This is a genomic window from Chloroflexus sp. (assembly GCF_034431535.1).
Classification (GTDB): Bacteria; Chloroflexota; Chloroflexia; order Chloroflexales; family Chloroflexaceae; genus Chloroflexus.
Window position 1 is genome coordinate 19047 of sequence record NZ_DAOUDC010000049.1, and the last position, 19827, is coordinate 38873.

The 19827-nt window shown below is 62.0% G+C and carries 11 protein-coding genes; 3 read left to right on the top strand and 8 right to left on the bottom strand.

All coding sequences use genetic code 11. The features are described from left to right. Positions 1–385 precede the first annotated feature (385 nt). The 5 genes from U9R61_RS11450 to U9R61_RS11470 form a co-directional block, all read right to left on the bottom strand. A complete protein-coding gene (locus tag U9R61_RS11450) occupies positions 386–709 on the bottom strand; it encodes an ATP-dependent Clp protease adaptor ClpS (RefSeq protein WP_322488948.1) in 324 nt (107 codons plus the stop codon). A 58-nt stretch (positions 710–767) separates the two neighbouring features. Continuing rightward, positions 768–3494, bottom strand: coding sequence for a VWA domain-containing protein (locus tag U9R61_RS11455; protein WP_322488949.1), 2727 nt, complete (start codon positions 3492–3494; stop codon positions 768–770). Between the two features lie 301 nt (positions 3495–3795). After that, positions 3796–7767, bottom strand: coding sequence for a GAF domain-containing protein (locus tag U9R61_RS11460; RefSeq protein ID WP_322488950.1), 3972 nt, complete (start codon positions 7765–7767; stop codon positions 3796–3798). Continuing rightward, positions 7764–8750 (bottom strand): YgfZ/GcvT domain-containing protein, encoded by a 987-nt coding sequence (locus tag U9R61_RS11465; RefSeq protein WP_322488951.1) that lies wholly within the window; start codon positions 8748–8750, stop codon positions 7764–7766. Before U9R61_RS11465 ends, U9R61_RS11460 begins: the two co-directional genes overlap by 4 nt. 57 nt (positions 8751–8807) lie before the next feature. Then, positions 8808–10148, bottom strand: coding sequence for a cytochrome P450 (locus U9R61_RS11470; RefSeq protein WP_322488952.1), 1341 nt, complete (start codon positions 10146–10148; stop codon positions 8808–8810). A 190-nt stretch (positions 10149–10338) separates the two neighbouring features. On the opposite strand from U9R61_RS11470, the gene U9R61_RS11475 reads away from it, so the two are divergent. From U9R61_RS11475 to U9R61_RS11485, 3 genes are all read left to right on the top strand, one after another. Then, positions 10339–13998, top strand: coding sequence for an SDR family NAD(P)-dependent oxidoreductase (locus U9R61_RS11475; protein ID WP_322488953.1), 3660 nt, complete (start codon positions 10339–10341; stop codon positions 13996–13998). Positions 13999–14238: 240 nt separating this feature from the next. Beyond that, entirely contained in the window at positions 14239–15669 is a 1431-nt protein-coding gene (locus tag U9R61_RS11480; RefSeq protein WP_322488954.1) for a hypothetical protein, read from the top strand. Positions 15670–15704: 35 nt separating this feature from the next. Beyond that, complete coding sequence (locus U9R61_RS11485) at positions 15705–16712, top strand: tetratricopeptide repeat-containing protein (protein ID WP_322488955.1); 1008 nt, start codon at positions 15705–15707, stop codon at positions 16710–16712. On the opposite strand, the gene U9R61_RS11490 is transcribed toward U9R61_RS11485, so the two are convergent. The 3 genes from U9R61_RS11490 to cobU are packed head-to-tail and all read right to left on the bottom strand — an operon-like array spanning position 16704 to position 19818. Then, positions 16704–18179, bottom strand: a complete 1476-nt coding sequence (locus U9R61_RS11490; RefSeq protein ID WP_322488956.1) for a cobyric acid synthase — start codon at positions 18177–18179, stop codon at positions 16704–16706. The genes U9R61_RS11485 and U9R61_RS11490 overlap by 9 nt on opposite strands. Positions 18180–18211: 32 nt before the next feature. Then, entirely contained in the window at positions 18212–19285 is a 1074-nt protein-coding gene (locus tag U9R61_RS11495; protein ID WP_322488957.1) for a histidinol-phosphate transaminase, read from the bottom strand. Next, the gene (gene cobU, locus U9R61_RS11500; RefSeq protein WP_416208846.1) at positions 19267–19818 is read right to left on the bottom strand and encodes a bifunctional adenosylcobinamide kinase/adenosylcobinamide-phosphate guanylyltransferase; all 552 of its coding nucleotides are present in this window, start codon (positions 19816–19818) and stop codon (positions 19267–19269) included. The genes U9R61_RS11495 and cobU overlap by 19 nt, the downstream gene beginning before the upstream one ends. Positions 19819–19827: the final 9 nt, after the last annotated feature.

The following is a 19827-nucleotide window of genomic DNA, read 5'->3' on the forward strand; positions in this document are numbered from 1 at the left end:
CTCCTTTGTGGTGTAATTAGCAGGCAATCGCTTGTTTTACCCTCTGTCGCTAGGGTTTAAGGACAGGCAGAACGCATGCGTACAGAAGCGGTTGATGGCTTTGAGCTGCGCCAGTGCATTCTCACCCCAAGCCCATCTCCCACTGATGTTCAAGGGCGGACAAAACACCTGATCGGGAACCCGGCCCTTCAGGGCTGGGCTTGGTTTACGAAGCCCGCTGCGCGGGCTGCTGGCTCTCACCCCCGCCCCCTTTCCCACTGATGTTGCGCGTCGCTTGCTGCCAAGCAACGCGGCTCGCGCTTCCCGCTACCAAGGGGAAGCGGGAAGGGTGAAAGCGCGACCGGCATCGTTCATCAATCCACAAGCAGCCAGTAACGTACCACCCCTACTGATCAGGTTCAAGGTAAAAGGTGAGCGGATAGCCGGCCTCGCGGGCAGCGTGATGAGACTGATAGACCCGCTCTTGCGCCTCTTGGAACGGCAACACCGTCACCAGCGCGCGCCCTTCGTAATGCGCCGTAAGCATCACCTGTTCGGCGCGGGCCAGATCCAGTTCAAAAAAGACGCGCAACACAATCACAACAAAATCCATCGGCGTCACGTCGTCATTTTCGACAATGACGCGATACGGACGCTCAAGCTCTTCATCGCTGGCAACCGCAAAGGTGACGGCGGGCCGCACGACGACTGTTGGTTGTTCAGTTGGCATGGGCTGCTCCGACGGTGACAGCGAGAACCAGTACCTTTTGGCAGTATAACATAAAGCATCACTGCTCTTTGCGCTGCCGGCGCCGTTTGGCCGCCAGCAATGCTGCCATCCGTTCTTCGTCGCTGAGAGTAGCCGCCGGATTAGGCGCGGGCGGGGCAACCGGCGGGGCTGGCAGATCAGGCGCGGCCACCCGACGGGCAGGACGTTTGACCGGCACAGCAGTGAATTCGGGCAACGGCACGAACAGCCGGCGCAGGGCAATATCAAGCGGCAACAGGATCAGCGCCAACCAGAGCAACGGAATTGTCACGGGCCAGACATCGTACACGGCGCGGGTAGTAGGCGTAAAGAGCGAAGTTGGCGGCGGATCGACACTACCGCCGGTCAGCGCTGCAACATCGGCCAACAAGCCGGGGTTCGCAGCAAACCGGCCATATTCGGGCGAATAGCTTACGGCGAAGCCGGCGGTGGCGCTGCCAAGAGACTGGCCAGCGCGATCGAAAGCGCTGACCTGCACCAGATACGCTCCCACCTGATCGATCGTCGCAATAGCGCGATAGCGACCGGGAGCGACTTGGGTAAACGCCAGCTCAAAACTGGTTACCAACCCGCTAACCCGGCTGCGGATCTCGCCAAGCTCCAGCGGCAAGCCCCGCTCATCAAGCGCGATCAGATCGATCTCGGCGCGATTGGCAATCACCGACGTAGAGAGTGACAAGCGTTCCCCGCCGCTGAGCGGCAGCGTCTCGGCGACCAGATTGGCGGCAAAGCGAGGAAATTCGGGCCACGTTAACCACGCCGCCGCCCAACGGCCACTCAGATCGCTCGTCCACGCCAACACGCGCCCCAAGCCAACCTGCGCCGTGGCCAGCAGCGGCGCACCGTCATCAGCCACCAACAACGCGCGGGCCAGCGAGCGATGATCGGCAGCATTGCGGCCCCGCAACGGCGGCAAGGGGCCAAGGTCGCGCAGCCATGGGGCGGGCAAGGCCAGCGCCGGCACAAACGGCTCTTCGATCAGATCACGATTGGCGATGCGCACCGTTTCTTCGAGAAAGATCTGGGGTAGCGCACCGGCTCGTTGCACCAGATAGTAGCGCCCGCCGCCGATTTGGGCCGCGCGCTCGAGCACCGGATCGGTATCGAGCCCGATCGCTACCGTACTGACCGTCACCCCCTGCGCGCGCAGATCGGCAACCAAATCGGCATAATCAGTTTCAGAAATGCCATCAGTGAGCAGAATCATGTGACGGATCCGGGCATTCGCCTGCGCGATCGTCTCGGCAGCGAGCGCCACCCCACTACGAATATTGGTGCCGCCGCCGGCAGCCAACCGGCTGAGCGCATCTTCGATCGTGAACAGATTGGGCAACGGTTGCAACGGCAGCAGCGTATCAGCGAAGCTATCGAAAGCGATAATGGCAATCTGGTCACGCTGCGATAAACCACGGCTAGCTTGATAAACTGCCTCACGGGCTAGATCAAGTTGGGTGCGCCTGCCATCAACCAGTTCGCTCATACTGCCGCTACGGTCGATCACCAACACCAGCGCCAGATCGGGCCGCTCTTCGCGCCACGGTGGATCGAGCACCACCGGTAAGATCGGCTCAAGGAGCGAGCGTCGCCAACCGCCGGCACCAAACGACTGGGTTCCCCCTACCACTAGCAATCCGCCACCCAAATCGCGGACATACGAGGTCAAGGCGCGTTGCAATGCGATAGAGACAGCTTCAGCCGGCGTATCAACCAACGCAATGGCATCGAAGGCGCGCAGATCGAGCGGATTGGCCGAGACCTGCGTTGGCGCCTGCACCGTAACTTCAATCCCGGTAGCGCGCCACGCGGCAGCCAACACTGCGGCGCTTTCAGGATCAACCGTGATCACCAACACCTGCGACGGCCCACTGACAAACGTAAACGCCACCGCCCGATTATTGGCCGGTTGGGTATCGAACGGCGCAATCAAACGCGCCTCAAACTGGCGAAAGCCGGGAGCACCCGCCGGCGTATTGAGGGTGATTTGGTTAAGACCGGCAGCCAACTCAACTGGCTCTTCCGCCGCCAATTGACCATCGACGATGATCTGCACCGTTACCGGGCCGGTCACTTCGCTATCAATCTGTACCGCAAGCGGAATAGTTTGCTCAACGCTAGCCGTCGTCGGCGCGATCAACGCAGTAATCAGCGCATCAGGGCCACGCTCAGCCACGAGCGGCACCACCTCAATCGGCACGCCGCGAGCGGCAGCCAGTCGGGCGCCGACTAGCGCATCACCCTCATTGTCACCGCCATCTGAGAGCAACACGAGGCGTTGGTGCATTGTGCCGGGCAAGATCGCCAACCCAAGCTGGATCGCATCTTCGATATTGGTGCGCGACGCAATAACCAACGAATCCAGCCGGGTCAGCGATCGGGGCGGCTCAGCCACACGCTCAACCACCGCGCGCGCACCAAAGACGATCACCGCCATGCGGTCATCGGGATCGGCGGCGGCGAGGGCCTGTTCGATATACGCTAGTGCGGCAGCACGCTGGGCCGGCGCTACCGAATCACTTGCATCAATCAGAAATACGGTGGCAGTCGCTTGCACTGGACGGCCCACCTGCAAACCGGCCAACGCCAGCACCAACGCCGTAAGCAGCGCCAAGCGCACGACGACCAGCGTCAACATACGCGCCCGGCCAAGGCGCCGGCGCAAATCGGCGCGGCCAAGCCACATAAACCACAGCAAAGGGATGGCGAGCGCAAACAGCCAAAGAGCTGCCGGCTCAATCACGCTCAGCACAATGACCTCCGTTCAGCGGTTGCGGTGGATCGCCAGCCAGCCAACAACATTGTATACCACTTGCTGGGATCATCGCCTGTCATTGCGAGAGGGCGCAGCGCCCGCAGCAATCTCCTCCTTCAGCGGAACGGGCGCCTGTGCGCACCCCTCCCCTCCCGTGCGCGGACAACCCAACCTGTCATTGCGAGGGAGCGCAGCACCCACAGCAATCTCCTCCTTCAGCAAAGGGGATGCCTGCGAGCACCCTTCCCGTGCTCGCAGGGGATGGATGCGCCGGGTAGGGCATTACAACGCGCTGCCCCTACTCAACCCGCACCACAACGAGGGTCATATCATCGTGAACCATGCGCCCTTCGCTAAACGCTTGCACTTCTGCCAACAGGCGATCAAGCAGGGCTTCGGGCGGCAAATGGCCCCAGTGGCGCACCAATTGTTCGAGCCGGTCGAAGCCAAACAATTCGCGTTGGGTATTCTGCGCTTCGACGATACCATCAGTGCAGAAGACGATAGTATCGCCAGGAGCAAGTGCTAGTTCGATTTGGTTGTAGCGGGTATCGCGCTGCACGCCTAATGGTAGTGCGCCTGCCGTTTCGAGAAACGTCGTACCACCATCGGCATGGCGCAACAAGGGCGCTACCTGGCCGGCATTAGCTAGCGTCAACCGTAGTTCAATCGGGTCGATCAACGCATACCCCAACGCGACAAAGGCGTTGTGCGGCACATCATCCACCAACCAGCGATTGGTCTCGGCCAACACCAAGCGGGGCAATTCGTGATTACGCGCCTCGGAGCGGGCTGTCGAACGGGCCACGGCCATCAGCATCGCTGCGGGTAATGATTTACCGCTGACATCACCGACAATCACCCCAATGCGCGAACCGAGATCGATCACATCGTAGAAATCGCCGCCGGTCTCGCGAGCCGGCAAACAACGGGCAGCCACTCTGAGACCGGGGCACGACGGCAATTCGCGCGGAAAGAGATTCGATTGAATCTGGCGAGCAATCGCCAATTCTTGTTCGACCCGCGCCACCGATTCTTGATAGAGTTGCGCATTCTCGATTGCCAGCGCCGCGTGATTGGCAAACGCTAACGCGACATCGAGATCACGCTCGGTAAAGGCATAGCGGCGATACGAATCGATATTGAGTACCCCCAACACCCGCCCTTTGGCGACCAACGGTACGCCCAGCCACGTCAAAATGCGTTCGCCAATATCACCGGGCGGCCAGATCGTGCCATCGGGCGGCGCGACTACCAACATTGGCCGGCACTCGCGTACGACTTGACCGGCGCCGCTGCCTTCGAGCGGCAAGATCTTCCCGCGCGGCATTTCTTCAGACCGCCAACCGCTGGCCGCCACTATCCGCAACACCTGATCGTCGATCAACATGATGGTGGCCGTATCGTAATTGATCACCTTACGCAGCTCGACCAGCACAAGCTGCAACACCTCATTGGGATCAAAACTTGAACTCAGTACGCGCGCCACCTCGCGCAGAGTCTCAGCCGTGCGCCGCTGCTCTTGCTCGGCAGCGAAGAGCAGCGCGTTTTCGTAGGCAGTCGCGACCGAGGTCGTCACCGTCATCATCAATTCCAGCTCTTCTTCGGTATACGACCGCGGCTCGCCGAAGCTGTCAAACGAGATTGAACCAAACACCCGATCGCGGCTGATCAACGGCACGACTACCAGCGAGCGCAACCCCATCTCCCGCCAACGGTCACGCGAGATTGCAGCGCGCGGGTCGATTTCGATATCGGCGATCACCTGCGGGCGTCGCGCGGTGCGGAGCGCCTCAACCAACGGATTGTGACGCAGATCGATCGCCGCGCCGAGAATGCCGGTCGGCGGATATTCAGCCACAACTTCGCCGGTCTCATCGTCGTGAAACAGCACCAAGCCAGTATGATCGGCCCAAAAGAGCTGCACCAACTCGCGGGCCGCAATGTCGAGAATCGCCTGTTGGTCGAGACGAGCCGCGAGCAAGCCAGCGATCCGGTTAACCAACGCCATACGGGCCGCTTGCTGTTCAGCGGCAATCGCATGCGCCTGCGCCGCCTCGAAGAGCCGCGCATTCTCGCGCGCCTGCCGCTCGCGCTCTTCAAACAACTGCACCTTCTGCACGGCTAGACTTACCAAGCTGGCGATTTGGGCCAGAAAATCAATCGTGCCGTCATCGTACTGATAGGGACGCTCATCTTGCAACACGACCACGCCGATGGCTACCTCATGGTGAGCTAATATCGGCACCCCAACCCACGACCGCATCAGGTGGGCCGAGCCAATCGGATGCGGCTTGATTCCCATCTCGTCAATCCGCTGGCGATCAACGGTCAGATCGTGAAAGCATAACGGTTGCCGGTTCGTCAACAACCAATCGGTCAGCGAATCCGACGGCGTCCGCCGGCCCATCAGCTCATCGCCAAGCGGACGGTTATGCTCAACAAAGATGGCGTAGCGCACCAGACGCGAGTGCGGATCACAGAGGAGCAAGTAAAAGACCGAAGCGGCGGTCAGATCAACCACAATCTGGCGGGCCTCATTCAGAATCCGGCTCAGATCGTACGAGGCGGCCACCAGCTTCCCGATCTGATTGATCGCCTGCAATTCAGCAATCTGGCGCGCCCGTTGCGCCAGCAAGGTAACATTCTGTACGTGCAAGGCTAATTGCGCCGCCACATTCCCAAGAAATTCCACATCGCGCGGCGTAAAGGCATGCGGATGGTAGCTCTGCACGCTCACCATGCCAATTGCGCGCCCATCGCGATCGAGCAACGGCCAGCCCATCCACGAACGCGCGAGACGCTCAGCGCCAATGATCACGTTATCAACATCAGCCAAAGCCCGGATTTCAACCGGCAGGTCGCGCAGGAAGATCGGCTGGCGCTCACGCAGAATCCGCGCCGTCAGCGAACGGGGCGGCGGCGGCTGGCTGATCCAATAGGTATAGAGTTGGCCCTCATCAAGGGTAATGCCATCGCTAATCAAGTGGCGTACTGGATCGTAAATCACCATTGAAAAGACATTGAACGCCAAACATGATTGCAGTTCAGCCGCAGTGCGTTGCAACAGATCGCGCGCAGTTTGGGTGGTTGACGCCGCCAGACTAATTTCGCGCATTGCGCGCAACTCGGCGATCTGGCGCTCACGCTCTTCGGTCAAGCGGCTATGCTCGACGAGGATCGCGATCTGATTTGCCACCGACTGGGCCAACACCAGCTCGTGCGGCGCGATTTCCCGCGGCGTAAAACCGAAAAAGCTTAAGGTGCCTAAGACATGCCGGCCCACCACCAGCGGCAAGTTAATCGTCGATTCAAAGCGGGGAAAGAGATGGAGCGGAAACGTAGCCGGGTCGTACTGGGCATACCATTCACGGCTCACGATCCGCGGCTGCATCTGCGTGACCACCTCGCGCAGCGGGCTGATTTCAAGCGGAATTTGCTGGGTTTGTTCGATATATTCTTTGCTAAATCCGCGCTGCGCGCGCAAGACCAAGAGCGTGCCGGTAGGGTCGAGCAGACGCACATTGCCGGCCGCGAAATGCAAGGTACTCATTGCGGTAGCCAGTGCCTGATCGAGCAACTCATCGAACGAGCGCCGATCAACCAGCGTCGAAGCGAGCGCGCTCAGCGCAGCGAGTTCTTCGCGTCGCGCCGCCAGTTGCATCGCCAATTCACGGCTCAGCCGTTCTTGCTCTTCAACCAGCACCGCATTCTCAAGCGCCAACGCGATCACATTGGCAATCCGCTGCAACAGATCGAGCGTCTCGTGAGTGTAAAGGTTCGGTTGATAACTTTGCAGCGAGATAACACCGACCACCGCTTCGCTAATCATCAGCGGCACGCCGATCCATGAACGCGAGAGTTTGGCCGTGTTGCCAAACGGCACCGGCGGCAAACTCGGATCGCGTTCAACCAACAGATCGCGGAAGAGCAATGGCTCGCGCCGGCGCACAATCAGGCCGGTCAGGTAGCCATATTCGCGGTTTTCGAGAAAATCAATCTGGCCTTCGTCATACAAGAGGACGGCTTTGAACAGTTCAGGCCGTTCATCGCAAAAGGCAAGGTAACAGGCATCAAAATCGAACACCTTGTGCAGTTCACGCACGATCGTTTCCAAGATCACGCGCAGCGACGGGCGGTTACGCGCAGCCAACCCTATCGCGTACAGAGCCGCCAAAATCTGCTGATCACGCTCTTGCTGGCGTCGCAGCGCAGCGCGTTGGCGTTCGAGATCGCCGATCAATTGGCGACGGCGTGCCGTGCGAGTCATTGGTCGTGATCCTGTACTGTGGTCGTAAATGGTAGGCGACAAACGATGGCCGGTTGATCATCGACAAACACGGTGACATCGGGTTCAGCGTAGGCGCTCCGCAGATAGGCCAACCCGATCCAGCCATAGCGCGGTGAGCAGACCGCGCTGGTCAAATCGCCAATCTCTTTGCCATCGGCAACAACCTTTGCCGGCAGGGATTGAGGGGCTACCGGCAAACGCAAGCCGCGCAACTGTTTCGCAATCCGCCCACGACTCTCCATGCGCGCGATAATCTCTTGGCCGACGTAACACCCCTTTTGAAAACTCACCGCCCGCCAGAGATCGGCTTCGAGCGGGATGTAGTCGAGGGTGATTTCGCGCCCGAAGCGCGGGTAGCCGTGTTCGACCCGCACAATCTCAAACGTATCCGCATCAAGGATGGTCGAACCTGCCGCTTGGCAGGCCGCTAGCAGAGCCGCCGTGTGCCCCGCCGGCGGGTAGAGGGTATAGCCGTCGCCGCCGAGCGGCTCACAGCGCACCACCAACACCTGCGCGTCACTCCACTCGCCGTTGGCAATGCCGTAGCGCGGTACATCAACCGGCAACCCCAACGCCTGCACAATCTGGCCGGCTTGCGGCCCATAGAGGCCGATCTGGCCCAACTCAGCGCCGGCATCGGCCACCGTCACCTGATCGTTAAAAAAGATATTCTTGCGCAGATGGCGAAGAACCGACGCCCCATGGCTAGGGCCAGTCTCTAACAGTAAGGCATCAGGCAGCGCATAAACGCGCAACAGATCGATCATCCGCCCGATCGGCGTGGTCAGCACGGTCAATGTGCCTTGGCCGGCTTGCAACCGCTCGATATGGTTGGTCGAGAGGCGGTGCAGCAACGAGGCCCGATCACGGCCTCGCATCCACAACCGACCCCGGTCTGATTCATCAATGGCTACGGCACCAGCATACACCGCCTCGTAGCTCGACGTCACTGCCTCATTCATAGCAGCTCTCTTGCAATCTGTCTCATCGTTGAAAATGATCACTACCCTTCAATTGTATCATGCACGGCTTACGATCGGCTGACGCAGCCGAAGCCGCAATGGCATCCCGTAGCGTGGGCGCAAGGTAATACCGGTCTGCAATGCGATCGGATGCTCAGGCACGGGCTCAAAACGCCAACGGCGAGCCAGCGTCGCCAACACCAACACCCCTTCCATCCACGCAAATGGCTCACCGATACAGTTGCGCGGCCCACCGCCAAACGGGAAGAAGGCGAATTTGGGGCGCGCAGCCTGCGCTTCCGGGGTGTGGCGCAACGGATCGCACCGGTAAGGGTCGGGGAAAAAGCGCGGATCGTGATGCATCAGCCAAGGACTCATCAACACGATGGTATCTGGCGCAACGCGCACATCACCAATTGTCACCGGCGCAATCGCGCGCCGCCCGATCAGCCACGCCGGCGGATAGAGGCGCAGCGCCTCGGCGAACACCCACTCGGTGTAGCGCAGCGCGGGCAGATCAGCCACGGTTGGCAAGCGATCGCCAAGCACGGCGTTGAGTTCAGCCACCAACGCGGCAGCGATTGCAGGATGTTGCGCTAGCAGATACAAGGCCCATGCCAAGGCGTTGGCCGTCGTTTCGTGACCGGCGAGAAAGATGGTTAACAGCTCATCGCGCAACTGGGTATCGGTCATGCGATAGCCATCGCCCTCGTGATCGACCGCCATCAGCAGCATCGAGAGCAGATCGCCGCGATCGACCGGGTTGGCGCGGCGTTCGGCAATGATCCGGTAAATAATCGCATCAAGGCGAGCTTTGGCCGCTTGAAACCGGCGCACCGGCGGCAAGGGCAGGTGCATCAACCAGTCGGCCAACGGCAGCACCGCCAGATCAAACATCGCCACCAGATCGTGCATCGCGGCAAACACATCGGCAGCGTCGGCTTCCGTCTCAGCAGAAAAGAGCGTCTCTCCGACTACGCGCAACGTGATCGCCTGCAGCTCGCGGCTCATATCAATAACCGCGCCATTAGACCAGCGCGCGCTGCGCGCTGCTGCCGCCGCCACCATCGCCGCGCCATAGGCCGCGATGCGCTGGCGATGAAAAGCCGGCTGGATCAACCGGCGCTGACGGAGATGCACCTCGCCCTCGCTGGTCAGCAAGCCTTCACCTAGCAACCGTTTCGCCCGCTCTAACACCCGGCCTTTGACAAAAGCGCGATTGTGTGTTACCAACACCTCGCGAATGAGGGTTGGATGATTGACCAGCAGCATAGCTTGCGGGCCGGCGCGAAACGGTACCGTATCGCCGCGCGTGGCGAGATCAGCGAGTAACGTGAGCGGATCGCGGCGGAGTTGCTGAAGGGTGCGGATAGCGTGTGGGGAAGGGAACCGGGCCATCACAACCTCGCGGCGCGAGTAATGGAACCTGCCAATGGTAGCGACAATGATACCACGCTTGCCGCCTCTTAACGTTATGCCGCAAAGCGTCAACCATGCGTGAAATTTAGAACAACGTCATGTTATACTATACCCATCGGTGAAGTATCAATCAATAGTCGACGATGAACCGTTGGCGATGGGGGAATGCATGAGCGTGACAGGGCGACTGGCAGGAAAGATTGCGCTAATTACCGGGGGGGCCGGCAACATTGGCAGTGATATGACTCGGCGGTTTCTGGCCGAGGGTGCAACCGTCATCATTAGTGGTCGCAACAGCGCCAAACTCGCGGCGTTAGCCGACCGGATACGCGCTGAAGCGGGCGTGCCTGCAAAACGGATCGATCTCGAAGTGATGGATGGCAGCGATCCGACGGCGGTGCGAGCCGGTATCGAGGCCATCGTTGGCCGGCATGGCCGGATCGACATTCTGGTCAACAATGCCGGCAGCGCCGGCGCGCAGCGGCGGTTAGCCGAGATTCCACTCACAGCCGCCGATCTTGGCCCCGGCGCCGACGAGACGTTGCAAGAAAGCGTTGCGAACTTGCTGGGGATGGGATGGCATCTGATGCGGGTAGCCGCGCCGCACATTCCGGCTGGCGGCGTGATCATCAACATTTCGACCATCTTCTCACGCGCCGAATACTACGGACGCATCCCATACGTCGCACCGAAAGCAGCTCTCAATACCCTGACCCAGATCGCAGCGCGTGAACTGGGCACCCGCGGGATTAGGGTCAACACCATCCTCCCCGGCCCGATTGAGAGCGAACGAATCCGCACAGTCTTCCAACGCATGGATGAGCTGAAAGGGCGACCAGAAGGCGATACGGCCAACCAGTTCTTTGCCACCATGCGGCTCTACCGGCCCGATGATCACGGCCAGCTTGAACGCCGTTTCCCCACCATCGGCGATGTCACCGACGCTACGGTCTTTCTTGCCAGCGATGAAGCTGCGGCGCTGACTGGCGAGACGATTGAGGTAACGCACGGTATGGAGCTGCCGGCCAACAGCGAGACCAACTTGCTGGCCCGCACCGATCTGCGCACGATTGATGCCAGCGGGCGCACGACGCTGATCTGCGCCGGCGATCAGATCGAAGAGGTTATGGCACTGACCGGGATGCTCCGCACCTGCGGCAGCGAAGTCATTATCGGCTTCCGTTCGGAGGCCGCAATCGAGCAGTTTGAGCAGGCGGTCAGCGAGAGCCAGCGCTTGGCTAGCGATGCCTTCACGCCACCGATTGCCTTGCCGCTCGACCCGCGCGATCCAGCGACGATTGATGCCATCTTTGACTGGGCCGGCGAGAATACCGGCGGCATTCACGCTGCGGTGATCCTACCCGCTTCTAGTCGCGAACCGGCCACGCAGGTGATCGAGGTTGATGACGGTAACGTAATGAACTTCCTTGCCAACGAAATTGTTGGCGCAATCGTGATTGCCAGCCGCTTGGCGCGCTACTGGCAAACGCAGCGCCTGACGCCGGGAGCGCGCGCGCGCGGCCCGCGGGTAATCTTCCTCTCGAATGGGGCGGCAGCAGCCGGCAATGCCTATGGTCGCATCCAATGCGCCGCGATCGAGCAGTTGATCCGGGTATGGCGGCACGAAGCGGCGCTCGACTACGAGCGGGCAGTCGCCAATGGCGACCATGTCTTACCGGCGGTGTGGGCCAACCAAATCGTGCGCTTCAACAACCGCAGCCTCGAAGGGCTCGAGTTCGCCTGCGCGTGGACGGCCCAGTTGCTGCATAGCCAGCGCCAGATCAACGAGATCACGTTGACGATTCCTGCCAACATCAGCGCCACGACCGGCGCGCGCAGCGCCGCTGTCGGTTGGGCCGAGAGCTTGATCGGTCTGCATCTGGGCAAAGTGGCGTTGATTACCGGCGGCAGCGCCGGGATTGGCGGCCAGATCGGGCGGCTGTTGGCGCTGAGCGGGGCACGGGTGATGCTTGCGGCGCGCGATCGCCACAAGCTCGATCAGATACAGGCCACGATCCGGGCCGAGCTGGCCGAAGTCGGGTATACCGACGTGGAAGAGCGGGTGCAGATCGCGCCCGGCTGCGATGTGAGCAGCGAAGAGCAGCTCGTCGACTTGGTTGAGCGCACGCTGGCCGCCTTTGGCACGGTTGATTACCTGATCAACAATGCCGGTATCGCCGGCGTGGAAGAGATGGCGATCGATATGCCGGTCGAGGGCTGGCGCAATACCCTCTACGCTAACCTGATCAGCAACTATTCGCTGATGCGCAAGCTTGCCCCGCTGATGAAAAAGCAGGGCAGCGGCTACGTGCTTAACGTGTCGTCATACTTCGGCGGCGAGAAGGATGCCGCCATCCCCTACCCCAACCGCTCGGATTACGCCGTCTCGAAGGCCGGCCAACGGGCGATGGCCGAAGTCTTTGCCCGCTTCCTCGGCCCAGAGGTGCAGATCAACGCGATCGCGCCGGGGCCGGTCGAGGGTGATCGCTTGCGCGGCACCGGCGAGCGGCCCGGCCTGTTTGCCCGACGAGCGCGGCTGATTCTGGAAAACAAGCGGCTCAATGATCTGCACGCCGCCCTGATTACCGCTGCCCGCACCGACTCGCGCCCAATGCGCGAGCTAGTTGAGCTGCTCTTGCCGAACGATGTCGCGGCGTTCGAACACAACCCGGCTGCACCGGCTGAGTTGCGCGAATTGGCCAAGCGCCTGCGCAGCGAGGGCGACCCGGCGGCTTCGTCGAGCAGCGCCCTGCTCAATCGCTCGATCGCGGCCAAACTACTGGCGCGTTTGGTCAACGGCGGTTATCAGTTGCCCGCCGACATCTTCGCCAATCTGCCGGCGCCGCCCGATCCGTTCTTCACCCGGGCCCAAATCGACCGTGAGGCGCGCAAGGTGCGCGACGGCGTGATGGGGATGCTCTACCTGCAACGGATGCCGACCGAGTTTGACGTGGCGATGGCGACGGTCTACTACCTCGCCGACCGCAACGTCAGCGGCGAAACCTTCCACCCGTCGGGCGGCCTGCGCTACGAGCGCACCCCCACCGGCGGCGAACTGTTCGGCTTGCCGGCCCCAGAACGGCTGGCCGAGTTGGTTGGCACAACCGTGTACCTGATCGGCGAACACCTCACCGAGCATCTCAACCTGTTGGCCCGCGCCTATCTAGAACGGTACGGCGCGCGGCAGGTGGTGCTGATTGTTGAGACCGAAGCCGGTGCGGAGACGATGCGCCATCTGTTGCACGATCACGTTGAGGCTGGCCGGTTGCCGATTATCGTCGCTGGCGATCAGATCGAGGCCGCGATCGATCAGGCGATTGCCAGCTATGGCCGGCCGGGGCCGGTGGTCTGCACCCCCTTCCGCCCGCTGCCGACCGCGCCGCTGGTGGGCCGCAAAGACAGCGACTGGAGCACGGTGCTGAGCGAGGCCGATTTTGCCGAACTGTGCGAGCACCAGCTCACCCACCACTTCCGGGTGGCGCGCAAGATCGCGCTCAGCGACGGGGCCAGTCTCGCACTGGTGACGCCCGAAACGACCGCGACCTCGACCACCGAGCAATTCGCGCTGGCCAACTTCGTCAAAACCACCCTGCACGCCTTCACCGCCACTGTCGGCGTCGAGAGTGAGCGCACGGCGCAGCGGATTTTGATCAATCAGGTCGATTTGACCCGGCGGGCGCGGGCCGAAGAGCCGCGCGATCCACGCGAGCGCCAGCAAGAACTGGAACGCTTTATCGAAGCGGTGTTGCTCGTCACGGCGCCGCTGCCGCCTGAAGCCGACACGCGCTACGCTGGACGGATTCACCGCGGGCGGGCGATTACGGTGTAAGAAGGAGACAATGGCTGGATAACCTGCGACATCAAGAGACGTTGCAATGCAACGTCTCTTGATGTTTTGATCGATAAAACTCTTTGCACTTGTAACGGCTATGTACGGTATCTAGCGCGTATGCGTGCGACATTAACACCAAAAAGTGTTGACCGTTGCTAGTATCCATGCTAGAATAGGCGCGATTACCGCAGAATCCTGATCGCTGCCTTCAGGCGGGAGTAAAAGGAAGGATAGGTCATGGCGGATCCCGACAGCATCTTGCAGCTTGGCGTTGAGGCCGCGCGTAAAGGGGAAAAGGACGAAGCACGCAAGCTCTTCCGCCTGCTGACCCGTGAACATCCGGATAATATTCAGGGGTGGCTCTGGTTGGCCGGCGTTGCAGAAGATCGGGAAGAGCGACAGGCCGCACTCGAGCAAGTGTTGCGCCTTGATCCCAAGAATGATATGGCGCTGAAAGGGTTGCAGGCGTTGGGTGTTACGCCTAAGCCCGCCGCAGCGCCACCCGCTGCACCCGCCGCTCTAGCTACGCCGCCGCCGGCCCCCCCACCATCGGCAGCACCGGCAATGCCCGACATTGACGAAGACGATCCCTTTGCCCAACTCGATGCCCTCTCAGAGGTAATGGCAACCGATGCGGGCCCGGTACGGCGCGATCCTGACGTTCCCAGACCCGCGCCAACGCTGGGCAGCACAGCCGAAGCCGAGCAAGCGCCGGCCCCTTCACGCCCTAGCCGTTCGAGCGAGCCGCCACCCAGCCGGTCCAGCCGGCCCAGCACCAGTTGGGCGCGCGGGAGCAGTAGCAGCAAGCCGGCCAAACCGGCCAAGCCAGCGCGCGGCGGCGGCTTGAATTTCGGCAATCTGTTCCGCCGTTCCGGCCCGCCACCCCGCGGCGATGATGATCTCGAAGCCGAGACCGTGCCGGCCAAGAAGGGATTAACGCCACTAACCATGATCTTGCTCGGCGTGCTGCTGATCAGTTGTATCGGATTTGCGTTCATCCTTTTAACGCAGCGCAGCGATACGGCTGTAGTGCCGCCGGAACAAGCGACGAGCCAAGCGGCGACGAGCCAAGCGGCGACGAGCCAAGCGGCGACTGCCGAGTCAACCCTGGCCCCGACAACGCCGCCAGCCGGCGAATCAACGCCGACGGCTACTGCCAATGAGGAACCAACCCCCGAAGCAACCGTCGAGCCAACGCCAGAACCGGCGCCGCCACCGCCGCCGGCCGTTGATCCGGCTCAAGCGAACCCCGATCTGGTCAGCCCCGGCACGGAGCTGGTCAGCAACGGGTGGGCGTATGATTTCAACCAACCCACCTACGCCGCACCGATTATCGGGGCGCTCAATGGGGTGACGCCAAACAATGGCCGTTTCGTGGTGGTGCTGATGTTTGTGCGCAATGCCACCGGCCAAGCCCAACCCATCCCGCCCGATTTCTTTGTGCTGAAAGACGCGCAGGGCCGGGTGTGGACGCCGCGGCTCGATGCGTCGGATGCGTATGTCATCCGCGGCATTAACGCCGACTTGAGCCATAGCGAGCCGGTACCTGCTGATGGGTTTGTGCGCAGCGTGGCCATCTTGTTTGATGTCGCGCCTGACGCGACCGATCTAGTCTTCTTTGCCCGCAGCAACCCCAATCAAGGTTGGTTGGTGCTCAGCCGAGTGTGATTATGAATGCGCGCCGGTGATGGCACGGAGGCGGGGTGGAGGACGAGGTTACGTTCGATCTTGAGCAGTGGCTGCACCGCGGCGCGCTAGCAGCGCGTCGCGGTGATGTTGTATCAGCACGGCTCATCTTTCGCGCTCTGAGCCGGCTCGCACCCCACGAACGGCGGGTGTGGATCGGGTTGGCGCGGGTCGCGGAAACCGCCGCCGAACGTGATGAGGCACTGCGCCGGGTTAGGATCACTCCGTCTGAAGCGACAGCGACTGACCCCACCCCGCCTGCCCCCCTCCCTGTGGACAAGGAGGGGGGAGTGATAGAACCGGCGCTACCGCTGCGGCTGGCCCCGGCCAAACCGCGCGCTGAACGCCAGCCTCACCGGCGCCGGTTGGGATGGCAACTGCCGGCAATGCTCTTACTAATCGCCACGGGCTTGCTGGCGGTGAGCTGGTGGCAGCGCCAACCGGTTACGTCGCTGCCGCCAACCCCTGTTCCCACCACCAATTTGCCACCCACACTGGCGGCAATTGGGCCGCTGCCAACCCCATTGCCAACGGGGATTGTCGTGACGACGCCAGTTGTGCCGACACCCTCACCGCCGCCGCCAACCTTGACACCGCCGCCAACCTTGACGCCGGAACCTAACACGCGCGCGTTGGGTCAACTGATCGCTTACGATCAGTGGCAATTTGGGTTGTTGCGACGCGAGGATGTGGTGGTGATCGACGGCGAACTCGGCCCAATCCGGCCGGCAGGCCGCCTGTTGGTAGCGTTGCTGGCGGTGAGTAACGAAGCGCCGGTCGAGCGGGTGTTGCCCGCCACCCTCTTCGCAGTAGAAGATGAGAGGGGGCAACGCTATGCCCCCTTGCCGGACGTTTCGCGCCAGTATCTCGACCAGTTTGGGCACGGGGTGTACGGCGATCTGGCGCTCGAAGACGCCTTCGCGCCACAGAGCGGCTTGCGCAGCGTACCGGTGCTGTTCGATCTGCCGGCTAATCGCGCACCGGTACGATTGTGGGTCGGTGACGAAGGCTGGCCGTTACGGTGAAATGGTGAATAGACGTTCGAGTACCGGTGAACCCAATGCCGCCGCCACCTGATCAGCCACCCGGTCAAGCGGATCGGTTTGGGGCAGAGGATCGAACGCCGGTTGCCAGCCTAACTGCCGCAACCATCCCCGCCGAAACTCGTCATTGGCAAACAGACCGTGCAGATAGCACCCCCACACCCGGCTATCGGCGCTCTGGCAACCATCGTCGTCAGCGGCGGGTGTTGCGCCACGCCGGACAATGCTCAGCAACGGTTGCGCTTCCCCTAGCCGGCGGCTGCGGCCCACGTGGATTTCGTAGCCGTGCAGTTCGGCGGCACCGGCCCACGCTACCTGCGCCTTCGCCACGGCTTGAGTGGTCTGTTTTTCGAGGGCAAAGACGGTTTCGACCGGCAACAAACCGAGACCGTCTTCGTCGCCGCCGGCCCCCTCGACCGCCAGCGGATCGCTGATGCGCTCGCCGAGCAGTTGGTAGCCGCCGCAGATGCCGGCAATCGCGCCGGTAAACTGGCGCAGCGCCGCGTCAAATCCGCGTTCGCGCAACCAACGCCGGGCAGCGAGGGTGTGTTTGGTACCGGGCAGAATCACCGCCGCCGCGCCGGCCAATTGCGCTGGGTGATCAATATAGCGCACCGTCACCCCCGGCTCGCGGGCCAGCGGGTCGAAGTCGTCGAAATTGGCGATGGCCGGCAAGCGAATGACAGCTATCGTGAGACCGTGCGCCGGGGCCGGTTGGGCTTGCTCGAGCGCCACCGCATCTTCAGCGGGTAGATCAAGATCCTCGATCCATGGCACCACTCCCAACACCGGCACACCGCCGCGCTCTTCCAGTATGCGCACGCCATCAACGAACAAGGCCGGATCGCCGCGGAAGCGGTTGACGATCAGACCCTCGATCAAACGTCGTTCAGCCGGTTCGAGCAGCATCAAGGTGCCGAGCAGTTGGGCAAAGATCCCACCGCGATCGATGTCGCCGACCAGCAAGGTGCGGGCTTGGGCATAGACAGCCAACCGCATATTGACCAGATCGCCGGCCTTCAGATTTAGCTCAACCGGACTGCCGGCCCCTTCAGCGATGACCAGATCATACTCGGCGCGCAGCGCATCAAGGTTGCGAGTGATCACCGGCCACAGCAGCGCCTTGCGTTGCCAAAAATCGGCGGCAGCGAGGGTCTGCCACGGCTTGCCCTCAACCACGATCTGGCTGCGGCGCTGGCCTTCAGGCTTGATCAAGACTGGATTCATCGCCACCGTCGGCGCGATACCGGCAGCCGCGGCTTGCACCGCCGTGCTGCGCGCGATCTCGCCGCCATCAGCCGTCACAGCGGCGTTATTGCTCATATTTTGGGCTTTGAACGGGGCCACCCGCAACCCGCGACGAACGGCCAACCGGCAGAGCGCTGCCACCAGCGTGCTCTTGCCAACCGATGAAGCGGTACCAACCACCATCAAGACAGGTGCAGGCATACGTATCTCCTCCAAAGCAGCGGTGTGCTGGGTCACAGCGGCGCTATCTCTCGCCACGCCGCCACCAAGCGCGCATTGTCTGCCGGGAGGCGGGGAGCGACGCGCACCCACTCCGGCAAGCCAAACGACGTACAATCGCGCACCACGCAACCGTGCGCCAGCAACCGGCGGCGGGTGAGCGCGGCATCGGCGCATTGCACCAGCATAAACGGCAACGCTGACCGCCACACGGTCAAGGCAAGCTGGCGCAACCCGGCGACCAATTCATCGCTGGCGGCCCACAAGCGCGGCAGCGTCGCTGGCAAAAATGCGGTATCGGCCAGCATGGTCAGCGCCGCTGCCTGCGCTGCGCTACTCACGCTCCACGCTGGTTGCCAGCGGGCAATTGCGCTCGCCAGCTCAGGTTCAGCAATCGCGTATCCGATGCGCAAACCAGCCACCGCATAGCTCTTGGTGAGCGAATAAATGCGGATCAGGTTGGCCGGCGCGTGGTCATCGAGTGGATCGTGACCGGCAACATTGCGCTCCAACGACAGATAGGCTCGGTCGAGCATCAGCCAGCCGCCGTAGCGGGCGCAAGCGTGGGCCAGCTCGACGATGGTTGCAGTCGCCACTGGCACGCCGGTCGGATTGTTGGGCGAGCAGAGCCACAGCAAGCGCGGCTGCAGCCGTTCAATCGCCGCCAGCAGCGCCACCGGATCGGGTTGAAACTGGGTTGCAGCCGTACTGCGCACCTCCACCACCTGCATCCCGGCCAGCCGGCAAGCGTGGGCATACTCGCCATAGGTCGGGGCCACCACCAGCGCGGTTGCTCCCGGCGCACCCAATGCCCGAGCCGCCAGATGGATCAACTCATTCGCGCCATTACCAGCCACCACCGCCTCAAAACGGCAGTGGTGACGCTGGGCCAACTGTTGCCGCAAACGCAGGCAGCTCCGGTCGGGATAGGGGGCCGGATCGAGCGCGCGCAAGGCGGCCAAGACGGCGGCAGGCGGGCCAAACGGATTAATGTTGCTGCTGAAATCGATCACCTGATCGGGGCGCAAGCCGAGCTGAGCCAACTCGGCCTCATCGAGCGCGCCATGCGCTACGGGGTGCGATTCCATGCTGCCTCCAGTGCGCGCAGCTCGACCGGAATGCCGCAGACAACCAGATAGACCTCGGCGGCGACGGCGGCGACGCGCTGATTAGCCAGACCGAGTAGATCGCGGTACTGCCGGCCCAGCGGATAGGCGGGCACAATCCCCATGCCAACTTCATTGGTAACGGCGATCAACGTCAGATCGCGCTGGTCAACCATCGCCAGTAGATCATCGAGTTCACGATTAATAGCCGGCTCAGGATCGAATTCATTAGCCAGCAAAAGATTGCTCACCAGCAACGACAAACAATCGAGCAACACCACCGATCCCACGGGCAAATCGGCGAGAGCAGCGGCGACATTGGCCGGCGCTTCGCGCGTCGACCACGTTGGCGGGCGGCGAGCGCGATGGCGGCCAATCCGCTCGCGCATCTCATCATCACCAGCGATAGCGGTCGCCAGATAGACCACCTGATCACTCAAGCGGACCGCGTACCGCTCGGCGCACCGGCTCTTGCCGCTGCGGACGCCACCGGTAAAAAGGACAACCATACTCATCAACCACCT

Excerpts from the sequence above, each read along its gene's own strand:
- U9R61_RS11465 (WP_322488951.1), bottom strand. The coding sequence starts at position 8,750 with ATGAATGAGGCAGTGACGTCGAGCTACGAGGCGGTGTATGCTGGTGCC.
- U9R61_RS11470 (WP_322488952.1), bottom strand. The coding sequence starts at position 10,148 with ATGGCCCGGTTCCCTTCCCCACACGCTATCCGCACCCTTCAGCAACTC.
- U9R61_RS11450 (WP_322488948.1), bottom strand. The coding sequence starts at position 709 with ATGCCAACTGAACAACCAACAGTCGTCGTGCGGCCCGCCGTCACCTTT.
- U9R61_RS11475 (WP_322488953.1), top strand. The coding sequence starts at position 10,339 with ATGAGCGTGACAGGGCGACTGGCAGGAAAGATTGCGCTAATTACCGGG.
- U9R61_RS11490 (WP_322488956.1), bottom strand. The coding sequence starts at position 18,179 with ATGCCTGCACCTGTCTTGATGGTGGTTGGTACCGCTTCATCGGTTGGC.
- cobU (WP_416208846.1), bottom strand. The coding sequence starts at position 19,818 with ATGAGTATGGTTGTCCTTTTTACCGGTGGCGTCCGCAGCGGCAAGAGC.
- U9R61_RS11495 (WP_322488957.1), bottom strand. The coding sequence starts at position 19,285 with ATGGAATCGCACCCCGTAGCGCATGGCGCGCTCGATGAGGCCGAGTTG.
- U9R61_RS11480 (WP_322488954.1), top strand. The coding sequence starts at position 14,239 with ATGGCGGATCCCGACAGCATCTTGCAGCTTGGCGTTGAGGCCGCGCGT.
- U9R61_RS11460 (WP_322488950.1), bottom strand. The coding sequence starts at position 7,767 with ATGACTCGCACGGCACGCCGTCGCCAATTGATCGGCGATCTCGAACGC.